The 18,760-nt window shown below is 71.8% G+C and carries 19 protein-coding genes and 1 tRNA gene; 12 read left to right on the top strand and 8 right to left on the bottom strand.

Annotated features, from left to right (window positions below; genetic code table 11):
- Positions 1-82 precede the first annotated feature (82 nt).
- Together ABD976_RS08780 and ABD976_RS08785 are read right to left on the bottom strand one after the other, a co-directional pair.
- Positions 83-871, bottom strand: a complete 789-nt coding sequence (locus ABD976_RS08780; protein WP_345360048.1) for an IclR family transcriptional regulator — start codon at positions 869-871, stop codon at positions 83-85.
- A gap of 317 nt (positions 872-1,188) precedes the next feature.
- Positions 1,189-1,271: transfer RNA gene (locus ABD976_RS08785), tRNA-Leu, on the bottom strand.
- Between the two features lie 207 nt (positions 1,272-1,478).
- On the opposite strand from ABD976_RS08785, the gene ABD976_RS08790 reads away from it, so the two are divergent.
- From ABD976_RS08790 to pknB, 7 genes are read left to right on the top strand one after another with little or no spacing between them, the layout of a single operon-like run.
- A complete protein-coding gene (locus tag ABD976_RS08790; RefSeq protein WP_345360613.1) occupies positions 1,479-2,792 on the top strand; it encodes an FhaA domain-containing protein in 1,314 nt (437 codons plus the stop codon).
- A gap of 50 nt (positions 2,793-2,842) precedes the next feature.
- Positions 2,843-3,307 carry an FHA domain-containing protein FhaB/FipA gene (locus tag ABD976_RS08795; protein WP_345360050.1) on the top strand — a complete coding sequence of 155 codons (465 nt, stop codon included), beginning with the start codon at positions 2,843-2,845 and terminating at the stop codon, positions 3,305-3,307.
- The gene (locus ABD976_RS08800; RefSeq protein ID WP_345360053.1) at positions 3,304-4,752 is read left to right on the top strand and encodes a PP2C family protein-serine/threonine phosphatase; all 1,449 of its coding nucleotides are present in this window, start codon (positions 3,304-3,306) and stop codon (positions 4,750-4,752) included. The genes ABD976_RS08795 and ABD976_RS08800 overlap by 4 nt, the downstream gene beginning before the upstream one ends.
- On the top strand, positions 4,752-6,194 hold the full coding sequence (locus ABD976_RS08805) for an FtsW/RodA/SpoVE family cell cycle protein (protein WP_345360056.1): 1,443 nt from the start codon (positions 4,752-4,754) through the stop codon (positions 6,192-6,194). Before ABD976_RS08800 ends, ABD976_RS08805 begins: the two co-directional genes overlap by 1 nt.
- Positions 6,191-7,642, top strand: a complete 1,452-nt coding sequence (locus ABD976_RS08810) for a peptidoglycan D,D-transpeptidase FtsI family protein (RefSeq protein WP_345360059.1) — start codon at positions 6,191-6,193, stop codon at positions 7,640-7,642. The genes ABD976_RS08805 and ABD976_RS08810 overlap by 4 nt, the downstream gene beginning before the upstream one ends.
- Before the next feature lie 3 nt (positions 7,643-7,645).
- Positions 7,646-9,019 carry a protein kinase domain-containing protein gene (locus ABD976_RS08815; RefSeq protein ID WP_345360062.1) on the top strand — a complete coding sequence of 458 codons (1,374 nt, stop codon included), beginning with the start codon at positions 7,646-7,648 and terminating at the stop codon, positions 9,017-9,019.
- Positions 9,016-10,974, top strand: a complete 1,959-nt coding sequence (gene pknB / locus ABD976_RS08820; protein WP_345360065.1) for a Stk1 family PASTA domain-containing Ser/Thr kinase — start codon at positions 9,016-9,018, stop codon at positions 10,972-10,974. Before ABD976_RS08815 ends, pknB begins: the two co-directional genes overlap by 4 nt.
- A gap of 193 nt (positions 10,975-11,167) precedes the next feature.
- Here pknB and ABD976_RS08825 read toward each other — a convergent pair whose 3' ends face one another.
- The 3 genes from ABD976_RS08825 to ABD976_RS08835 are packed head-to-tail and all read right to left on the bottom strand — an operon-like array spanning position 11,168 to position 12,784.
- The gene (locus tag ABD976_RS08825; protein ID WP_345360068.1) at positions 11,168-11,809 is read right to left on the bottom strand and encodes an aminodeoxychorismate/anthranilate synthase component II; all 642 of its coding nucleotides are present in this window, start codon (positions 11,807-11,809) and stop codon (positions 11,168-11,170) included.
- 22 nt (positions 11,810-11,831) lie between these two features.
- Positions 11,832-11,987 (bottom strand): hypothetical protein, encoded by a 156-nt coding sequence (locus ABD976_RS08830; RefSeq protein ID WP_345360071.1) that lies wholly within the window; start codon positions 11,985-11,987, stop codon positions 11,832-11,834.
- Complete coding sequence (locus tag ABD976_RS08835; RefSeq protein ID WP_345360074.1) at positions 11,987-12,784, bottom strand: class E sortase; 798 nt, start codon at positions 12,782-12,784, stop codon at positions 11,987-11,989. The genes ABD976_RS08830 and ABD976_RS08835 overlap by 1 nt, the downstream gene beginning before the upstream one ends.
- 261 nt (positions 12,785-13,045) lie before the next feature.
- Here ABD976_RS08835 and crgA point away from each other — a divergent pair, with 261 nt between their 5' ends.
- Both crgA and ABD976_RS08845 read left to right on the top strand, forming a co-directional pair.
- Positions 13,046-13,312, top strand: a complete 267-nt coding sequence (crgA, locus tag ABD976_RS08840; protein ID WP_345360077.1) for a cell division protein CrgA — start codon at positions 13,046-13,048, stop codon at positions 13,310-13,312.
- A gap of 78 nt (positions 13,313-13,390) precedes the next feature.
- Positions 13,391-13,807, top strand: coding sequence for a PH domain-containing protein (locus ABD976_RS08845; RefSeq protein WP_345360080.1), 417 nt, complete (start codon positions 13,391-13,393; stop codon positions 13,805-13,807).
- 173 nt (positions 13,808-13,980) lie between these two features.
- On the opposite strand, the gene ABD976_RS08850 is transcribed toward ABD976_RS08845, so the two are convergent.
- Together ABD976_RS08850 and ABD976_RS08855 are read right to left on the bottom strand one after the other, a co-directional pair.
- A complete protein-coding gene (locus tag ABD976_RS08850; protein WP_345360083.1) occupies positions 13,981-14,904 on the bottom strand; it encodes a rhomboid family intramembrane serine protease in 924 nt (307 codons plus the stop codon).
- A gap of 36 nt (positions 14,905-14,940) precedes the next feature.
- Positions 14,941-15,492: a peptidylprolyl isomerase gene (locus tag ABD976_RS08855; protein ID WP_345360086.1), complete on the bottom strand. Its 552-nt coding sequence runs from the start codon at positions 15,490-15,492 to the stop codon at positions 14,941-14,943.
- 143 nt (positions 15,493-15,635) lie between these two features.
- On the opposite strand from ABD976_RS08855, the gene ABD976_RS08860 reads away from it, so the two are divergent.
- From ABD976_RS08860 to ABD976_RS08870, 3 genes are all read left to right on the top strand, one after another.
- The gene (locus ABD976_RS08860) at positions 15,636-16,190 is read left to right on the top strand and encodes a hypothetical protein (RefSeq protein WP_345360089.1); all 555 of its coding nucleotides are present in this window, start codon (positions 15,636-15,638) and stop codon (positions 16,188-16,190) included.
- A 490-nt stretch (positions 16,191-16,680) separates the two neighbouring features.
- The gene (locus tag ABD976_RS08865; protein ID WP_345360092.1) at positions 16,681-16,890 is read left to right on the top strand and encodes a helix-turn-helix domain-containing protein; all 210 of its coding nucleotides are present in this window, start codon (positions 16,681-16,683) and stop codon (positions 16,888-16,890) included.
- Positions 16,890-17,435 (top strand): Clp protease N-terminal domain-containing protein, encoded by a 546-nt coding sequence (locus ABD976_RS08870; RefSeq protein ID WP_345360095.1) that lies wholly within the window; start codon positions 16,890-16,892, stop codon positions 17,433-17,435. The genes ABD976_RS08865 and ABD976_RS08870 overlap by 1 nt, the downstream gene beginning before the upstream one ends.
- Here the strand turns inward: ABD976_RS08870 and ABD976_RS08875 are convergent.
- On the bottom strand, positions 17,396-18,634 hold the full coding sequence (locus tag ABD976_RS08875; protein WP_345360098.1) for an MFS transporter: 1,239 nt from the start codon (positions 18,632-18,634) through the stop codon (positions 17,396-17,398). The genes ABD976_RS08870 and ABD976_RS08875 overlap by 40 nt on opposite strands.
- Positions 18,635-18,760 lie beyond the last annotated feature (126 nt).

Here is an 18,760-nt window from a genome sequence, read left to right on the forward strand (position 1 = left end):
GCCCAGCGATGCCGCCATTCAGGTGAGCGACCGCGGCGCTGCCCGCGGTCGCGCCACGCGGATCACCGGCGGGGGCGGTCGCCTAGCGGGAGACCGCGTCGTGCCCGGCGCGCTCGTGCTCCAGCAGCCGCTGCCGGATGCCCTCGGCGGCCGGGAACAGCGGCTTGACCAGCTTGGCCACGTCGGCGCGGACGCTGTGCGCCACGATCCCCAGCGCGGCGATCACCTCGCCGGTCGCGTCGAGCACCGGCACCGCGACCGAGCAGTTGCCCAACGTCATCTCCTCGTTGGCCCGGGCGAAGCCGCGGGTCCGCACCGCGTGCAGCTCCTGGTTCAGCCGCCCCGGCTCGGTGATGGTGTACGGCGTCCGGCGGGCGAGCCCGCGTTCGCAGCACTCCTGCACCACCGACGCGGGGGCGTGCGCCAGCAGCACCTTGCCGACCCCGGTGGCGTGCAGCGGCAGCCGCCCGCCGGTGCGGGACAGGATCGGCACCGCGCGGGGGGTGGACAGCTTCTCCACGTAGACCGCCGCGAGCTCGTCGCGGACCGCCAGGTGCACGTTGTCGTGGGTGCTGGCGCACAGGTCCTGGAGGAACGGCAGCGCGACCTCGCGCAGGCTGCTGTTGACCGGGGCCAGCAGGCCGATCTCCCACAACCGCAGGCCGATCGCGTACCGGCCGTCGCCGTCGCGGGTCAGCGCGCCCCACATCTCCAGTTCGCGGACCAGGCGGTGCGCGGTGGCCAGCGGGATCGCCGCGCGGCGGGCGATGGCGGTCAGGGTCAGCCGGGTGTGCTCGACGTCGAAGGCGGTGAGCACGCTGAGCGCTCGGGCCGTCACCGACCGGCCCGGATCCCGACTGTTGCCCGCCATCTCGCCTCCCGTGGTCCGCGAATGGCGTTCAGCCCAGCACAACCGGACCCGGGAGCCAAGACCTCGGAACCGCTTCGCGGACCGGCCCGCGCGCTGGCGCCGCCGCGCTGTGGAGAAGGCCACAGGTGGCGGGAGTGCCGGAGACCACAGCCCGCGGCGCTCAGCTCCTGGCGAACGAAGAATCGCGCGAAAACCGGGCTTCGGCGCACGAAGGGAACGCATCGGGCGCGAATCGGACCGTGCGCGAATCGGAGCGGGGCGCGAATCGGAGCGGGGCGCGAAAAAGGCCCCCGGTCGAAACCGGGGGCCTTTCCGAGTGGGCGAGGAGGGAGTTGAACCCTCACGTCCTTACGGACACACGGACCTGAACCGTGCGCGTCTGCCATTCCGCCACTCGCCCGTGGCTTGGTCCGAACTCTACACCGCTCGATTCCGGACCTGGCACCGGGGTCGCTTTCGCGTCCGCTGCCCTGTTGGCTGAGGCAGATTAGCACGCGCTGACGAGCCGCTTCGGCGGGGGGTCGCGCCAGTTGGGAACTGGGCGGTGTCCCGGCCCGTTGACCCGGATACGATGGTGGCAGGAGTCGTACGCGTGGAGGGGATTGCCGTGGGCCTCGTGCAGCGCTTCGAGCGCCGGCTCGAAGGCATCGTGGGAAACAGCTTCGCGCGGGTGTTCGGCGGACAGGTCGTCCCCCAGGAAGTCGCGCAGGCGCTGCAACGGGAAGCCGAATTGCAGGTCCGCGAGCTCGCCGGGGGCCGGTTGCTCGCGTGCAACCACTACGTTGTGCAACTGAGCCCGTCCGATCACGGTCGGCTCGCCGACGACGAGGACCGGGTGACCGATCTCCTCGCCGATTGCGTTCAGGAGCACCTCACCGAGCAGGGGTGGGACACATATGGTGACGTCGTAGTCTCCCTGGAGCGCTCTGAGACGCTGCACACGGGACAGTTTCGAATCAGCTCGACCGTCGACCCCGACGTGACTCGACGGCCGGCACAACCGCGTACCGCAGGAGACCGACCCATGAGCCAGCCACCAGGCCACTACCCCCAGGGAGATCCGTACAACCAGCAGGGTCAGTACGGCTACGACCAGGGCTACGGCCAAGGCCAGTACGGACAGCAGCCCGGGGCCTACGACCAGGGCTACGGCCAGCCCCCGGCCGGCTACGACCAGGGCTACGGTCAGCCGCAGCCCGGCTACGACCAGGGCTACGGCCAGCCGCCCGGGTACGGTCAGCCCGGCGGTTACGACCAGGGTTACGGTCAGCCCGGCGGCTACGACCAGGGTTACGGCCAGCCGCAGCCCGGGTTCGACCCCGGCTACGGCCAGCCGCCCGCCGGTTACGGCCAGCCGCCGCAGCCCGGGTACGACCAGGGTTACGGTCAGCCGCCGGCCGGTTACGACCAGGGCTACGGGCAGGGTTACGGTCAGCCGCCCGCCGGCTACGACCAGGGTTACGGCCAGCCGCAGCCCGGGTTCGACCCCGGCTACGGCCAGCCCCCGGCCGGTTACGGCCAGCCCGGTGGCGGCTACCCGCAGTCCGGCGGCTTCCCGGAGCAGGGCTACGGCCAGCCCGGCGGGGCGTACCCGCCGAGCGCGCCGGGCGGCTACCCGGAGGCGCGCCAGGTCACCGCGACGCTGCACCTGGACGACGGCTCGAACCGCTCGTACACCCTGCAGCACGGGTCGAACATCATCGGCCGCGGCCAGGAGGGCCAGTTCCGGCTGCCCGACACCGGGGTGTCCCGCAAGCACATCGAGATCACCTGGGATGGGCAGAGCGCGATGCTGGCCGACCTCGGTTCGACGAACGGCACCACGGTGAACGGCACTCCGGTGCAGACTTGGCAACTGGCGGACGGAGACGTGGTCCGGGTCGGGCACTCGTCACTGGTCTTCCGCGCCCAGCAGGCGTGAGAGCACCCCGGCTCCCACGCGTCCGGATCGAGTAGGAACGGTCACAACAGGTGCCAGAGCTGGTGATGCAGCTGACCAGAGCAGGGTTCCTCGCCCTGCTCTGGTTGTTCGTGCTGGCCGCGCTCCGCGTGGTCCGGTCCGATCTGTACTCGGCCTCCGGGATGCGCGTCCCGATGCCCGGTGCGAGCCGGTCCCCGAGCAAGAAGCCCGGGAACAAGAGCAAGTCGCCCCGACAGATGGTGGTGACGCACGGAGCTCTGGCCGGCACGCGCATTTCCCTGGACGGCCGTCCGATCCTGATCGGGCGAGCCGACGACTCCACGTTGGTGCTCGACGACGACTACGCGTCGACCCGACACGCCAGATTGTCGCTTCGCGGCAACGACTGGTACGTGGAGGATCTAGGCTCCACTAATGGCACATACCTCGATCGGGCGAAGGTCACGGGACCGACGAAGGTTCCGCTCGGCGTTCCGATCCGAATCGGCAAGACGGTGATCGAGCTGCGCTCATGACCCTCGTCCTCCACTACGCAGCCCGCAGCGACCGCGGCCTGGTGCGCTCCAACAACCAGGACTCGGTCTACGCCGGCCCACGACTCCTCGCCCTCGCGGACGGCATGGGTGGCCATGCCGCCGGAGAGGTAGCCAGCAAGGTCGTCATCGCGGCCCTCGCGCCGCTCGACGACGACGAACCGGGCGATGACCTGCTCGGCCAGCTCCGCGACGCCGTCATGGCGGGCAACGGGGCGATCGCCGAACTGGTCTCCGGTGACCCGGACCTCGAAGGGATGGGCACCACCCTGACGGCGGTGCTGTTCGCCGGTACCAGGCTCGGCCTGGTGCACATCGGCGATTCCCGCGCGTACCAGGTCCGCGACGGCGAGTTGACCCAGATCACCCACGACGACACCTTCGTGCAGTCCCTGATCGACGAAGGCCGGATCACCGAGGAAGAAGCCGCCAACCACCCGCAGCGGTCCCTGCTGCTGCACGCGTTGACCGGTCACGAGGTGGAACCGAGCCTGGCGATCCGGGAAGCCCGCGCCGGTGATCGGTACCTGCTGTGCTCGGACGGCCTCACCGGTCCGGTCAGCACGGAGACGATCGCCGACGCGCTGCGCATCGCCGATCCGCAGCAGTGCGCGGACCGGCTGATCGAACTCGCGCTGCGCGGTGGCGGTCCGGACAACGTCACCGTCATCGTCGCCGACGTCGTCGACGTCGAGTTCGGCGACGACGCCCCGATCGTCGGGGGCGCGGCGGGAAATGGCGATGAGCACCCGCAACCCGATTCGTCTGCGGCCCGGGCCTCCGCGGTGGCACCGCGGCAGGTGTCGCAGCGTTTCGAGCCCACCTCACCACCGGAGCAGCCCCGGCGCCGCCGGCGCTGGCTGCGTTCGCTGCTGGTGACCTGTGGCGTGCTCGTCGTGCTGGCAGGAGCCGTGCTGGTCGGGCGTTGGTGGGTGCTCAACCAGTACTTCATCGGGGTCAACGACACCGATGAAGTGGTGATCTTCCAGGGGTTGCAGGGCAGCCTCGTCGGGGTGTCGCTGAACCGGCAGGTCGAGGACTCGTGCCCGCAGGGCTCGGCCGCCGACTGCACCCCCATCACCATCGACGACCTGCAGGAGGCCCAGCGGCCCGACGTCCGCAACGGCATCACCGAGGTCAACGGCCTCGACGCCGCGCGGGACGCGATGCTGCGCCTGCGGATGACCGCGCTGCTGCCCGAGTGCAAGGAGCCGGAGCCGCCGGAGCAGCAGGTCCCCGGCCAGCAGACGCCGGGGCAGCCCCCGCCGCCGCCGCCGGGTGAACCGACGCAGGGCGAGCAGCCCCCCGGTCCGCCGGAGGGCGAGCAGACCCCGGGCCCGCCGCCCGGGGAGCCGACCACTCCCGGCGCCACCCCGCTGGAGGCCGAGGAGCAGACGCCGGGCGTGACCTGCCGGACGGTGAGCTGATGTCGCAACCGACCGCCGCTCCCCAATCGGCCGGCGGCGGTGACGCCCCGGCCGCGCAGGTCAAGAACCGCCGCGGTACCGAACTGGTCATGCTGATCTTCGCCGCGGTGATCGTCACCTTCGCGCTCACCGTGGTGGAGCTCAGCCAGGAGAACACGGTCACCAGCGAGCTGTTCTACTACGGCGCCGCGTACCTGGTGCTGTTCGGCGCGGCGCACCTGGCGGTCCGCCGCTGGGCGCCCTACGCCGATCCGCTGATCCTGCCGCTGGTGGCGCTGATCAACGGGATCGGGCTGGTGATGCTGCACCGGCTGGACCTCGCCGAGGTCCCCGGTGCGCCCTACACCGGCAGCCAGATCCTGTTCACCACGGTGGGCGTGGTGCTGTTCGGCCTGGTCCTGGCGTTCATCACGGACCACCGGACGCTGGCCCGCTACGGCTACACCTGCGGGCTGGTCGGCCTCGCCCTGCTGGCCCTGCCCGGCTTGCTGCCGGCGAGCATCTCCGAGTCCAACGGGGCGAAGCTGTGGATCCGGCTGGGTCCGCTCGGTTCGATCCAGCCCGGCGAGTTCGCGAAGATCCTGATGCTGGTGTTCTTCGCCTCGTTCCTGGTGTCCAAGCGCGAGCTGTTCACCACCGCGGGCCGGCGCTTCCTCGGGGTGGACTGGCCGCGCCCCCGCGACCTCGGTCCGCTGCTGGTGGCCTGGTTGCTGTCCATCGGCATCGTGGTGCTGGAGAAGGACCTGGGCACCTCGCTGCTGTTCTTCGGCATCGTGCTGGTGATGATCTACATCGCCACCGAGCGCGCGGTGTGGGTGTTCCTCGGCCTGTCGCTGTTCGCGGCGGGCTGCCTGCTGGCGTTCAACCTGTTCACGCACGTGCAGGAGCGCGTGAACACCTGGCTGGACCCGCTGGCGATCCCCGAGGACCCCGATTCCTACGACCCCGGCTACCAGCTCCGCAACGCGCTGTTCGGGCTGGGCAGCGGGGGCATCACCGGCTCCGGCCTGGGCAGCGGGATGCCGGACCGCACGCCGCTGGCGTTCAGCGACTTCATCATCCCGGCGCTGGGTGAGGAGATCGGCCTGATCGGGCTGATGGCGCTGTTCATGCTGTACGTGCTGCTGATGATGCGCGGGCTGCGCAGCGCGCTGGCGGTGCGCGACTCGTTCGGCAAGCTGTTCGCCGGCGGGTTGTCGTTCACCCTCGCCCTGCAGCTGTTCGTGGTGGCCGGTGGCGGCACCGGGCTGATCCCGATGACCGGTCTGACGGCGCCGTTCCTGGCCGCCGGTGGTTCGTCGATGCTGGCCAACTACATCCTGGTCGCCCTGCTGCTCCGGGTCTCCGACGCCGCTCGCCGACCGCAGGAGACGCCGAAGCCGAAGCCGAAGCAGGCGCCGATCGCCGAAGCACATACCGAACTGGTGGAGCGTCCGCGATGAACAAGCCGCTGCGCCGCGTGGCGCTGGCCATGATGGCCATGGTGCTGCTGCTCATGGGCAACGTGACCTACATCCAGGTCATCCAGGCCGACGCGCTCAAGGACGACCCGCGCAACAGCCGCTCCCGGATCGCCGAGTACGAGCGCCAGCGCGGGCAGATCATCGCGGGCGGGCAGTCGCTGGCGAACTCGGTGGAGACCGACGACCAGCTCAAGTACCTGCGCCAGTACCCGAACGGGCCGATGTTCGCGCCGGTCACCGGGTTCTACTCGTCGATCTACGGCTCCAACGGCATCGAGCGGGCCCGCAACGACGTGCTCAACGGCACCGACGACAGCATGGCGTTCCGCAACTTCTCGGACCTGATCACCGGGGAGCCGCAGCGCGGCGCCAACGTCGAGCTGACGATCAACCCGGCGATGCAGCAGGTCGCCTACGAGCAGCTCACCCAGAACGGCTTCGAGGGCTCGGTGGTGGCGCTGAACCCGTCGTCCGGGGAGATCCTGGCGATGGCCAACGCGCCGTCCTACGACCCGAACCGGCTGGCCACCCACAGCACCGAGGACGCCAGCGCCGCGTGGCAGGAGCTCAACCAGGCCGAGGGCGACCCGATGGTCAACCGCGCGGTCTCCACGATCTACCCGCCCGGCTCGGTGTTCAAGCTGATCACCACGGCCGCCGCCCTGGAGCACGGCTACACGCCGAACAGCAAGGTCGAGGACGCCGCCTCGATCACCTTGCCGAACAGCAGCACACCGCTGCCGAACTACGGCGGCACGCAGTGCGCGGGCGACACCCTGTCCGAGGCGCTGGCGCACTCCTGCAACACCGCGTTCGCCAAGATCGCCGGGGACATCGGCGCGGACGCGCTGCGCGAGACCGCGGCGAACTTCGGGTTCGGCCAGGAGGTCAACATCCCGATGGGCGTGGAGAACTCCAGCCTGGGCCCGATGGCCGACGAGGCCGCGCTGTACCAGAGCGCGATCGGGCAGCGCGACGTGCGCACCACGCCGATGATGAACGCGATGATGACCGCGGCCATCGCCAACGACGGCACCATGATGAAGCCGCAGCTGGTCAAGAGCACCCGGGCGCCGGACATGAGCGAGCTGGACAGCTTCCAGCCCGAGGAGCTGCGCCAGTCGGTCAGCCCGGAGATCGCGCACACGATCCGCGAGATGATGCTGGAGTCGGAGAAGAACACCAAGGGCTCCGGCAAGATCTCCGGGGTGCAGATCGCCTCCAAGACCGGGACCGCCCAGCACGGCGATCCGGAGGACAAGCCGCACGGCTGGTACGTGGCGTTCGCCCCCGCCGAGAACCCGCAGATCGCCGTCGCGGTGATCGTGGAGAACGGCGGTGACGAGGGGGCCGAGGCGACCGGCGGGTCGATCGCCGCCCCGATCGGCCGGGAGGTCATCCGGGCCGGTCTCCAGGGAGGTGGCTGATCGGTGCTGACCTCCGGCCAGTTGCTCGCCGAGCGGTACCGGCTGGAACGCCGGATCGCCGTCGGCGGCATGGGCGAGGTGTGGCAGGCGGTGGACATCCGGCTGGACCGGACGGTGGCCATCAAGGTGCTCAAGCCGGAGCTGTGCGGGGACGCCGAGTTCCTGCACCGCTTCCGCACCGAAGCCCGCACCACCGCCTCGCTGAACCACCCGGGGATCGCCGCGGTGCACGACTACGGCGAGACCGCCGCCGTCCCGGACGGTCCGCAGGACACGGCGTACCTGGTGATGGAACTGGTCGAGGGTGAGCCGCTGGCGGCGATCCTGGCGCGCGAGGGCCGGATCAACACCGACCACGTGCTCGACATGCTGGAACAGGCCGGGCTCGCGCTCAAGGCCGCGCACGAACGCGGCCTGGTGCACCGCGACGTCAAGCCCGGCAACATCCTGATCACCCCGGAGGGGAAGGTGAAGCTGACCGACTTCGGCATCGCGAAAGCGGCCGACGCGGCACCGGTCACCCGCTCCGGGATGGTGATGGGCACCGCGCACTACATCGCCCCGGAGCAGGCGCTGGGCGCCGACGCGACCCCGGCCAGCGACGTGTACTCGCTGGCGGTGGTGGGCTACGAGTGCCTGATGGGCCACCGCCCGTTCCTGTCGGACAACGCGGTCACGGTCGCGATGATGCACATCCGGGACCTCGCGCCGCCGCTGCCGCCGGACGTGCCGCCGGGGGCCCGCGCGCTGATCGAGGCGACGATGGCCAAGGACCCGCGGCGCCGCTACGGCGACGGGGGCGAGTTCGCCGCCGCGGTCGCCAGCGTGCGGGGCGGCGGTCCGCTGCCCACCCCGGCGTCGCTGGCCGCGATCCCGCCGCAGCGCAGGGGCGTCACCGGGCCGCAGCAGCTCCCGGCGCAGCTCCCGCCGATGGGCAACACCTACCCGCCCGGGCTGATCCCGCCGCAGGCCCCGGCGCCGGCCCCCGCACCGGCGCTCCCGCCGCGCTCGACGCAGCCGCGCGGTGGGAGGATCGCGGTGTGGATCGTGCTGGCGGCGTTCGCGCTGGTCGTCCTGATCGCCGTGGGGTACGCCACCTACTGGATGCTGGTGGAGAACCGGGCCGGTGCGCTGCGACCCGCGCCGACCAGCGCGTTCGGCGTCGAGCGGGTCGATCCGCTCGCGGGGGCCGACCTGGATATCGGTTCGCGTTTGCGCCACACTGCGCAGCACGCGACCGCGAACGCGCACGAGGCCACTTCGAGCACAACCGAGGTCGGGGGAACCGCGAACGTCGTGCTGGCCGCATCACCCGGGCACGACGGACCGCCTGTGATGGGACGATCGTTGACAAGGATCGGAACGACGCATCGATGAGTTCACCGCGACTGCTCTCCAACCGCTACGAGATCGGTGACACGCTCGGGTACGGCGGTATGTCGGAGGTCTTCCGCGGCCGGGACATCCGGCTCGGGCGGGACGTGGCGGTCAAGATCCTGCGCGCCGACCTCGCCCGCGACCCCACGTTCCAGCTGCGGTTCCGGCGCGAGGCGCAGAACGCCGCCGCGCTGAACCACCCGGCGATCGTCGCCGTCTACGACACCGGCGAGACGGAATCCGACCAGGGTCCGCTGCCCTACATCGTGATGGAGTACGTCGACGGCCGGACGCTGCGGGACATCGTCAAGACCGAGGGCCCGCTGTCGCCGCGCCGCGCGATGGAGGTCATGGCCGACGCCTCGGCGGCGCTGGACTTCAGCCACCGGCACGGCATCGTGCACCGCGACGTCAAGCCGGCGAACATCATGATCACCCGCTCCGGCGCGGTGAAGGTGATGGACTTCGGCATCGCCCGCGCGCTGGCCGACGGGCAGGCCGCCGTCACCCAGACCGCGGCGGTGATCGGCACCGCGCAGTACCTGTCGCCGGAGCAGGCGCGGGGCGAGTCGGTGGACGCGCGCAGCGACGTCTACGCCTCGGGCTGCGTGGTGTTCGAGCTGCTCACCGGGGAACCGCCGTTCACCGGCGACTCGCCGGTGGCGGTCGCCTACCAGCACGTCCGGGAGGACCCGCGCAAGCCCTCCGACGTGGTGCCGACGGTGCCCGCCTCGCTGGACGCGGTGGTGCTCAAGGCGCTGAGCAAGAACCCGGCCAACCGCTACCAGTCGGCCGCCGAGATGCGCGCCGACCTGGTGCGGGTGCTGTCCGGGCAGCGCCCGAAGGCCCCGATGATCATGTCGGAGGACGAGCGCACCGGGATGCTGGCGCCGGCCTCGGCGACCGAGGTGATCTCCTCCGGCAGGCACCGCACCGACGAGGGCGGCGAGCCGCCGGAGATCGACGAGGAGGAGCGCCGCGGCCGCCGCAAGCGCTGGCTCTACGCCGGGGTCACCGCGGCCTGCGTGATCGTGTTCGCCCTGGTCGCCTGGCTGGCCGCCACGGTGTTCACCAGCGAGGAGGAACCCGCCGCGGTCCAGGTCCGCAACTACGTGGGCATGGAGAGCAACGTCGCGCTGGCGCAGGCCCGCGCGGACGGCTGGAACGCCACGGTCACCGAGTGCGCCTCCGAGATGGAGAGCGTGGACAAGGTGGTGGAGCAGACCCCGCGCGCCAACACCCGGGCGGTCCAGGAGGGCCGGACCCTGACGCTGTGCAAGGGCGTCGGCCCGGAGCAGATCCAGGTGCCGGACCTGGCCGGGCTCACCACCCAGCAGGCGTCCCAGCGGCTCGCGGAGGTCGGGCTCGGCCTCGGTGACACCGAGTACCGGGAGACCGACAACGAGTCCGAGATCGGCAAGATCATGAGCTGGGAGCCCCGGGGCGTCGCCGTCTCGGAGGGCACCGCGATCAAGGTCGTCGTCGGCAAGGAGATCGAGACGACCGCCGTGCCGGACGTGCGCGGGGACACCTACGCGACCGCCGAGGCGTTCCTCCGGGGCCGCGGGTTCACGGTGAACAAGCAGGTCACCGACTCCGCCGAACCGGCCGACACGGTGATCAACCAGAGCCCGTCGGGCGGCTCGGAGGTGCGGCCGGGGTCCGAGATCACCCTGGTGGTGTCCAACGGGCAGCAGATCCAGGTGCCGTCGTTGCAGGGCATGTCGCCCCAGCAGGCGGAGCAGGCGCTCAAGGACCTCGGCTGGACCGGCCAGCTCAACGAGTCCGACGAGACCACCAACGACGAGAACCTCGACGGCAAGGTCGTCCGGAGCACCCCGTCCGCCGGGCAGAAGATCAACAAGAACCAGTCGGTGACGATCTACGTCGGGGAGTACGAGAGCAGCCCGACCAGTCCCACCAGCCCGGACGGCATCCTCCCGCCGTTCAACTGACGAACTAAGTGAGGGGCACCTTCATCCGGGAAGAACTGCTGTACCGGATGGCGTGCGTGGCGGTGCGGGTGGCGGAACCTCAGCGGCGGTGCCGGTTGACGGCCTCACCGCATGCGGCTCCGCCGCATCCCGACAGGATCCCAACCGGGGCGAAGGTGCCCCTCACTCGGTTCGCGGACGGTCCCGCGCGTCGTCAGGTGCGGGCGGCGGCGGCGACCTCGCGCATCCCGCGCTCCAGCTCCGCGACCCGGGGTTCGTCGACCGGGTGCCCGGCGGCGGCCATCCAGTTCGCCAGCATCCGGTGCCCGCCGTCGGTGAGCACCGACTCGGGGTGGAACTGCACGCCCTCGACCGGCAACTCCCGGTGCCGCAGCCCCATCACGATGCCGGACTCGGTGCGCGCGGTGACCTCGAACTCCGCGGAGACGGTGTCGGCGCGCACGATCAGCGAGTGGTAGCGGGTCGCGGTGAACGGCTCCGGCAGACCGGCGAACACGCCCGCGCCGGAGTGGCGGATGTCGCTGACCTTGCCGTGCAGCAGCTCGGGTGCGCGCTCCACGACCCCGCCCCAGGCGGCGCCGATCGCCTGGAGCCCCAGGCACACGCCGAACACCGGGCGGCGCTGCTCCGCGCACTGCCCGACCAGCTCCATCGTGCGGCCCGCGCGGTCCGGGGTCCCCGGGCCGGGGCTCAGCAGCACCCCGTCGGCGGCGGCCACGTCGTCGTCGGTGACGACGTCGTTGCGGCGCACCTGGCAGTCCGCGCCGAGCTGGGCGAGGTACTGCACGAGGTTGTAGACGAAGCTGTCGTAGTTGTCGACGACGAGTACGCGCACGCAGCCAGGGTACGCGCCGGGGTCAGCCCGTGGTGACCGCGCTGAACGGCAGCCGCGGCTCCAGCCACGGGAACACCCCGAACAGCAGCACCGCCACCACCGCGGCGACCAGCAGCACCGCCTGCACCGCGCGCACCGGCACCGGTCCGGGCAGGTGCCGCCAGATCCACCCGTACATCAGCGTTCCTCCAGCTCGGGCGGCCGCAGCTCGGGGTGCGCGGCGTCCTTCGGGTACTGCGCGGCGAGCACCCCGTGCACGATGAGCCGCTGCGCGGCCGAGAACTCGGGGTGGCAGGTGGTCAGGGTGATCAGCCGGGTCCGCCGGTCGGGCGGGAGCACGCCCAGCGGCGCGCCGGGCACCGGGTGGATCACCTCGCCGCTGCTGGGATCCACCACGCGCCTGCCGACCGCGGCGTCGTACGGCGGGCCGATCGGCGCCACCCCGGCGCAGCGCGGGTCGCCGCCGCGCCCGGTCCAGCCGATCGCCTCGTCGGCCATCGGCAGCACCCGGTAGACGTACCATGCCGCGACGGTCTCCACGACCAGCGCGTCGCAGGACTCCAGCTCGTCGAGGTCGTTGAACGGGGCGCCGCGGCCGATCCGGTGCCCGGCGACGGCGAAGTTGCCCCGCTCACCCGGTAGCGCGGTGCTCGCGTAGTGGCCGGGTCCGGCGGCGAGGGTGTCCTGGTCGGTGCCCTCCAGCACGGTGAACCGGTAGTCGGGGCCGAAGCGGGGGATGTGCAGCTGGGCGAACCCCTCCCCCGCCACCGGCACGACCGGCTCGGTGATCGGCTGCGGCCCGCGCTCCTGCCAGCGCTGCTGGAGCTCCCGACCGGCCTCGGCCTGCTGCCGCGCGGTGAACAGGTCGGTCACGTGGAGCGTGTAGAAGACGAAGAGCAGCACCACCAGTCCCACCGTGATGAGCAGCTCGCCGAAGACCTGCACGGCGAAGCGCCCCCGCGCCGGTCGGTGCACCGGGGGTGAGGTCTCGGTCGCGTTCCGCTGTTCACCGGAGGAGCCCAACGGATACCTCTCTGGTCACGGGATGGGCCACGGGTGCTCGATCAGCTTCGTGATTACGTTAACGTGGTAGGTGGACAACGAGCCGCAACCGCGCCGGTTCCGGGCGAGTTCGCGCACCCGTTCCGGGCGCGGCCGGTGGACGCCGCCCACAACACGAGCGAGTCAGCCCCGAGCACGAGCGGCCCCGCGCCGCACCACCTGGCGAGGACACGAATGCCGAAGTCCAAGGTCCGCAAGAAGGATTCCCCCGCGCCGGTCACCGACCGCCGCACGCCGGTGAAGGCGAAGACCTCCGGCCCGTCGCACCCGATCTACGTCGCGGTGATGCTGGGCATGATGCTGGTCGGGCTGCTGTGGCTGGTGGTGAACTACCTCGCGGCCGAGCAGATCCCGTTCATGGCCGAGCTCGGGGCGTGGAACTTCGCCGTCGGCTTCGGCTTCATGATCATCGGGCTGTTCATGACGATGCGGTGGCGCTGACACCTGCCGTACGCACCGCGTATGTGAAACACACTCATGTAAGCCATCCCCATTGGGGATAACCCCTGTGGATAACTCGTGAGCAGCTCTCGGGAAAGCGCGCGCAGCTGGTCGCCACCGCTGCCGCTGGTGCTCTGCGGCTGGGTGTTCGCGCTGGTCGCGGCGCTGTGGTGGCTGAGCCTGGACGCGGCGGTGGACCGGCTGTTCGTCGGCACCATGGTCGTCGTGCTGGTCGCCGCCGCGGCCTTCGGATCCTGGTGCCGCCCGAGGCTCACCGCCGACGACGCGGGCCTGCTGCTGCGCGGCATCACCGGCGCGCGGCGGCTGCCCTGGTCGGAGGTCACCGTCCGGGTCCGCCGGGACCGCCGCATCGGCCGCACCGTCGAAGTGCTCGAACTCGACCTGACCGACGGCTCGCTGTTCGTGCTGACCAGGCTGGACCTGGGGGCCGACCCGGCCGACGCGGCCGAGGAACTCGCGGCGCTGCGCCCCTGACCCCACCCCTCAACGACCCACCCGTTCGAGTGGAGTCCGACAGGTGAGGGGCACCCTTGCCCAAGTTACTCGGACAAGGGTGCCCCTCACTCAGCACACGAACGGGTGGTGCGGGTGTCGAGGACCGGCTGCGGATCCGGTGGTTCCCGGCGGGCGTGGCTGGCGGGCGGTGGTCAGGGGCGGATGCCGCACCTGGTCTCGATGCCCGAGCCCCAGCAGTTCAGCGCTCCGAACTGCAGATCGCGGGTCACCAGCATCGCCACCAGGACCAGCAGCAGGGCGATCAGCACCCCCGCCTGCACGGCGTTGCGGCGTCCGCGCGGCGCGTAGACCAGGGCGGCCGTCGCGGCGACGCCGATCACCAGGCCGCCGACGTGGCCGAGCAGCGAGATGCCCGGTATGGTGACGCTCACCACGAGGTTCAGCGCGATCACGATCAGCACCGGGCGCAGGCTCAGCTTCGTGCGCAGCGCGACGATCGCGATCCCGCCCATCAGGCCGTAGACCGCACCCGAGGCGCCGGCCACCGGGCGGAGCAGTTCGCCGAACAGGAACACCGCCGTGCTGCCGCCCAGCAGCGACAGCAGGTAGACCGCGCCGAACCGGAGCTTGCCGAGCACCATCTCCAGGTCCCGGCCGAGCACCCACAGGGCGAGCATGTTCATCGCCAGGTGGATGAGCCCGATGTGCAGGAAGCCGCTGCTGAGCAGCCGCCACCACTGGCCGCCCGCGGTGAGCAGCGGGTACAGCGAGAAGTCCGCGAACAGCGCCGACGAGTGGTTGGCCGTGGCGCTGCCCGCCTGCACCGCCGTGGCCAGGAAGAACGCCACGTTGATCAGGATCAGCGCCGGGACCACGACCGGCTTGCGGGACAGCCGCGCCCCGGCGACGGTGACCGCCTCGCGCGCCCCGCGCCGACCCTCGTTGACGCAGTCGACGCACTGGTACCCGACCGACGCCTCCCGGAGGCATTCCGGGCAGGCCGGTCGTTCGCACCGGGTGCAGCGCAGGCCGGTGGGCCGATCGGGGTGCCGCGCGCAGCCCGGGAGCTGCTGCGGCGCCCCGTCGGCCCCGGAAGGCTCAGGCGGAACAGTCACGTCGCCGTCCTCGCAGCAGGAGCGGGCGCCTGGGCGTCAGGCGCCGCGCTCGATGGTCACCTTCTCGATGACGATGTCGTTGAGCGGGCGGTCCGCGGTGCCGGTCGCGGTGCTCGCGATGGAGTCCACCACGTCGCGGGACTCCTGGTCGGCCACCTCGCCGAAGATGGTGTGCTTGAAGTTCAGCCAGGTCGTCGCGGCGACCGAGATGAAGAACTGCGAGCCGTTGGTGTTCGGGCCCGCGTTGGCCATCGCCAGCAGGTAGGGCTGGGTGAACTGCAGCTCGGGGTGGAACTCGTCGGCGAACGTGTAGCCCGGGCCACCGCGTCCGGTACCGGTCGGGTCACCGGTCTGGATCATGAAGCCTTCGATGACGCGGTGGAAGATGACCCCGTCGTAGAACGGTCCGGAGCGCTCACCCCGGGCGTTCGGCTCGGTGTACTCGGCCGTACCTTCGGCCAGGCCAACGAAGTTGGCCACGGTCTTGGGCGCCTGGTTGGGGAACAGGTTGACCCTGATGTCGCCCTGCGTGGTGTGCAGGGTCGCGGTCACAGTCGTCCCAACGAGCGATCCGTTGTCTTCAGCCACCCGTCCATCCTGCCATCGGAAAGCGCGCAGCCGGTCTCTGGGTGCAGTATGGGTGGTGATCGACGCCCGCGGAGCCGGGGTGACGGGTGCGACGGCACCCGTGACGGGTCGGCGCACCGCTGGTGACAGCGAACGGAGGCACGATGGACGAGGTGAAGGCGATGTCCCGAGCCGGGGAGAGCGTCGGCAAGGCCGTGGGGACCGGAGTGCAGCAGGCCAGGATCGGCACCAAGCGGGCCGGCGAGGTCGGCGTGGCGCTGTCCAAGCAGGCCGCGGCCCGCGCCGAGCAGGAACTCGCCGAGCGCGGCTTGTCCACCGACGAGCTGCAGGAACTGCTCGCCCAGAAGACGACCGGCATGTCCCGCAAGCAGCTGGCCAAGCGCGCCCGCAAGGCGCGCAAGCAGTGGGACAAGAAGACGGCCAAGTCGCGCGAGCAGCTCGCCCGCAACACCGAGGCGGCCCGCCGCGAGCTGGCCGCCCGGATCGAGCCGGCGCCGCCGAAGCGCCGCAAGTGGCCGTGGCTGCTGCTCGCCCTCGCCGCGCTCGGCGCGGTGGCCGCGGTGGCGCTGTCCCGCCGCCCGGAGGAGTTCCCCGTCGCCGAGGCCGACCAGGACCTCACCAAGCGCGACGGCAACGGCCACCACCCCGACTCGGAGCGGCTGGCCGCCGAGAGCGGCAAGAGCGACCAGCTCCCCTGACCCGCGCGAGGGCGCGGACGGCGCGGGGACGCGCCCCCGGTCCGCCTGGGCCGCCCCGCACCCGGCAGCCGTCCGCGCCCGCGCGGCTCGGCGCGCGGCAGCGACCCGCGCATGGGCGACGCGCGCCCGAGTGACGCCGGCATGAGTGGACTGCGGCGCCCGACCGCGCGAGCCGACGGCCTGGATCCCACCCGGCCACCGCACGCCCGGCCACCGCACGCCCGGCGACCCGCACGCCCGGCGCTCCCGCACCGGGTCGTCGGCCGAGCGCGGCATCGGCACCCCGAGCACCCGGCCGCCCGCGGAAGCGCCACGTCCCCGCCCGCTGCCGGTGATGGCACGACGACACCGCCCGCGGTTCGGCACCACCCGTTCGGGTGCTGAGTGAGGGGCACCTTCATCCGGGCAAGTCGGATGAGGGTGCCCCTCACTCAGCACGGGTTGTCAAAGCACGTTGACATGACCTTGGTGGTCAACCTACGTTGACACCATGACTGAAGCGACGGATCTGGCCTCGGCGGCGGGCAGCCCCGATCCCCGGACCGGGCTCCGGGCGGTCGCCGCGCTGCGCAAGCTCCTCGAACGGCTGGAGGCGGTGCAGGTGCGCAGCGCCCGCGCGCAGGGCTGGTCGTGGCAGGAGATCTCCGCCGAGCTCGGCGTGTCCCGCCAGGCGGTGCACAAAAAGCACGGGAGGCGATGATGTTCGAGCGGTTCGCGGCGGACACCCGCCGGGCGGTGCGGCAGGCCGTCGAGGAGGCCCGGCGGCAGGAGCGCGACGAGATCGGCGAGGAGCACCTGCTGCTCGCCCTGCTGCGCGACCGGACCGGGGAGGCCGGAGCGCTGCTGGCGGGCCGCGGGGTGCGGTCGGCCGAGGTCGAGGACGCCTACGCGCGGTCCCGGCGCCGCGGCGGGCTCAGCGAGGCGGAGTCCGATTCGCTGCACGGCATCGGGATCGACGTGCGCGAGGTGATGGCCGCCGTGGAGCGGTCGCACGGCGCGGAGGCGCTCGTCCGGCGGCGCCGTCGCCGGCGCGGCCTGTTCGCCGGGCACCGGCCGTTCACCGCCGAGGCCAAGGCGGTGCTGGAGCGTTCCCTGCGCGAGGCGCTCGAGCACGGGGACCGCTCCGTCCGCGAGCTGCACCTGCTGCTCGCCCTGCGCACCGGCGGCGGGGTCGCCGCCGAGGTGCTGGCGGAGCGCGGGGTCGACTACGCCGCGGTGCTCTCCTCGGTGCGCCGGTCGGCCTGAGCCGGTCGCCGCACCACCGCCGCGCCGAGCGCACCCAGCAGGCCGATCACCGCGAACGCGTAGAAGCCCCACGGGTAGGCGACCCCGGCCGTGAGCATCGCGCCCCCGAGCAGCGGCCCGCAGATCGCGCCGATCCGCCCCATCCCGGCCGACCAGCCCAGCCCGGTGGCCCGGTTCGCCGCCGGGTAGACCCGTCCGATGTAGGCGTAGACGAGCACCTGCGAGCTGAACACGAAGCAGCCCGCGACGAGCACCGCGACGTAGACGCCGATGCCCGGCAGCCGGATGCTCAGCGCCGCCAGGAACACCGCCGAGGCGAGGAACCACCCGACGGTCGCCGGCCGCGGACCGACCCGGTCGGCGACCCGCCCCGCCACGACGAGGCCGATCACCGCGCCGACGTTCAGCGTCAGCAGCAGGCCCAGCGCGGCACCCAGCGGGTAGCCCGCGGCGCGCATGATCTCCGGCAGCCAGGTGTTCAGCCCGTAGACCAGCAGCAGGCCCATGAAGGACGTCACCCAGAAGGCGAGGGTGGCGCGGGCGAACCCGCCGCGGAACAGCGAGGCGACCGCCGCGGCGGCCCCGCCGGAGGAACCGCGCGACGGCGCGGCCAGGAACGACTCCGATTCCGGCAGGTAGCGCACCATCAGCGGCACCAGCACCAGGGCGGGAGCCGCGCCGATCAGGAACATCGCGGGCCAGCCCAGGTTCGGCAGCACCGCGATGCCCAGCAGCGCGGTGAGCACCGCACCGACGTGGTAACCGGTCATGATCGTGGTGGTGGCGCTACCGCTGCGGCCCGGCTTGGCGTACTCGGTGACCAGGGCGATCGCGGTCGGCAGGCAGCCGCCGAGGCCGAGCCCGGCGAGGAAGCGCAGCAGCCCGAAGACGAGCGCGGAGGGCGCCACCGCGCACAACGCGGTGAGCAGCGAGAACGAGCTGACCGCGAAGATCAGCGCCTTGCGGCGGCCGACGACGTCGGTCACGGTGCCGATGGCCAGCGCGCCGATGGTCATCCCGACCAACCCGGCCGTGGACACCAGCGAAGCCGACGCCGGGGTGAGCCCCCACTGCCCCTCGTCCAGCAGCACCGGCAGCACGCTGCCGAGCACCACCAGGTCGAACCCGTCGAGCAGCACCGCCGTCCAGCACAGCGGCAACACCCACCGGGCGTCGCGAACCGTTCCCCGAGCCGACATGACACCTCCACCTGCCTCGTCGCAGCACGCCGCGCCGAACCCGGACGCGGCCCGTCGGGGAATGCTGCACCGACGAGAAGGTGACACCAGCAACGGCCTTCCACCCAGCAGAAACGCACCCCCACT

The organism is Saccharopolyspora cebuensis, from assembly GCF_039542665.1.
Taxonomy (GTDB): domain Bacteria; phylum Actinomycetota; class Actinomycetes; order Mycobacteriales; family Pseudonocardiaceae; genus Saccharopolyspora; species Saccharopolyspora cebuensis.